We start from the raw sequence: 1553 nt of genomic DNA, 5'->3' as shown, positions 1-1553 counted from the left end.
GAGGGCGAGATCAGGAGGCGGGCACCGGCCAGGGTCGCGGCCCGGGCGGACTCGGCGTCCAGGACCGTGCCCGCGCCGATGAGCGCGTCCCGGTGCTCGGCGGCGATGACGCGGATGGCGTCGAGCGCGCCCGGTGTGGTCAGGGAGATCTCCACGACGCGCAGTCCGGCGCGCAGACAGCCCCTGGCCCGTTCGACGGCGTCGTCGGCCGACTCGGCGCGGACGATGCCGATCACTTTCTGGCGAGTGATCAGTTCGAGGTGTTCCCAGCGGTACATGGTGTGTCTCCGGTTCTGGATCCGTTCAGGATCCGGGTTCTGGATCCGGTTCTGGATCCGGTTCTGGATCAGCGAAGGACGGTTTCGGGTCCGTCCCCGAGGGCGGTGTCGCGCTGCCGGGCGGTGGGCAGACCGTCGAGGTCGCCGGGGACCTGGACGGCGTACGCACCGACGACGGCGGCCTCGGCGAGGGCGTCCGGTACGGGGAGCCCGCGCAGCCGGGCGGAGAGGAAGCCCGCGTTGAAGGCGTCGCCCGCGCCCACCGGGTCATGGGCGGTGACCGGGCGGGCGGGGACCTCCCAGCGGTCGGTGCCGTCGGTGGCGCGGGCCCCTCGGGCGCCGTCCTTGACGACGACGAGCGCGGGGCCGCGCGCGAGGAGTTGTTCCGCCGCGCTGTCCTGGTCACGGGCGCCGGTGAGCAGCCGGGCCTCGTCGGCACCGGTGAGCAGGAGGTCGGCCCGCTCGATCAGCGGGGCGAGCAGGTGGGGCCAGGACTCGGCGGGGAGCAGCCGCCGTCTGATGTTCGGGTCGAAGGAGACCGTGACCCCGGCGGCCCGTGCCGCGTCGGCGGCGGCGACACAGGCGTCGAGCGCGGAGCCGGACAGGGCCGCGGTGATCCCCGTGAGGTGCAGGATCCGGCAGGAGGCGACATAGGCGGAATCGATGTCGTCGGGGTGCAGCCGACTGCCCGCCGACCCGGCGCGGTGGTACAGGACCTCGATCGGGCGCTCGCCGTGGCAGTCGCGCACGATGGTCCCGGTGGGGGCGGTGGCGTCCGTGACGGCGCGGGAGATGTCGATGTCCTCGCCCCGCAGTGTGCGCAGCACGGCGCGGCCGAACGCGTCGTCGCCGACCCGGCCGAACCAGCCGGCGCGGTGGCCGAGCCGGGCGAGTCCGACGGCGGTGTTGGACTCGGCACCGGCCACGGATCTGCGGAAGGACTCGGCGTGCTCCAGGGGCCTGCCCGGCTCGGCCAGCAGCAGTGCCATGGCCTCGCCGAAGGTGATGATGTCGGGCGGGTTCACGCGGCGGCCTCCGGCAGCAGATCGGCGAAGTCGTCGAGAAAGCGGTCGACGAGCGCGCGCTCGGCCCGGTCCAGGGTCCAGCCGGGCGCGCGGCAGTGGTCAGAAGCCTGCCAGCCCCGGCGTACGGAGATCAGTTTCTCCGCCGCGACGATCAGTTCGACATGCTGCATCCAGGTGGAGATGTACGGCAGCAGCCTGGTGTGCAGGGCGCGGGCCGCGTCGGGGCTGCCGGTGTGGTGCAGGTCCCAGA

Annotated in this window: 2 protein-coding genes and 1 pseudogene; all 3 read right to left on the bottom strand. The window is 73.5% G+C overall.

The genetic code is table 11. The features are described 5' to 3' along the window. Positions 1-278 (bottom strand): annotated as a pseudogene (locus ACWF94_RS30360) (2-dehydro-3-deoxyphosphogluconate aldolase); the annotation flags it as partial. Positions 279-346: 68 nt separating this feature from the next. Next, entirely contained in the window at positions 347-1303 is a 957-nt protein-coding gene (locus tag ACWF94_RS30355) for a sugar kinase (RefSeq protein WP_453495560.1), read from the bottom strand. Further along, a partial coding sequence (locus tag ACWF94_RS30350) for a hypothetical protein (RefSeq protein WP_453495557.1) occupies positions 1300-1553 on the bottom strand: 254 nt, incomplete at its 5' end. The genes ACWF94_RS30355 and ACWF94_RS30350, both read right to left, overlap by 4 nt.

The organism is Streptomyces sp. NPDC055078, from assembly GCF_053607985.1.
This window is presented reverse-complemented; position numbering and strand designations above follow the sequence as displayed.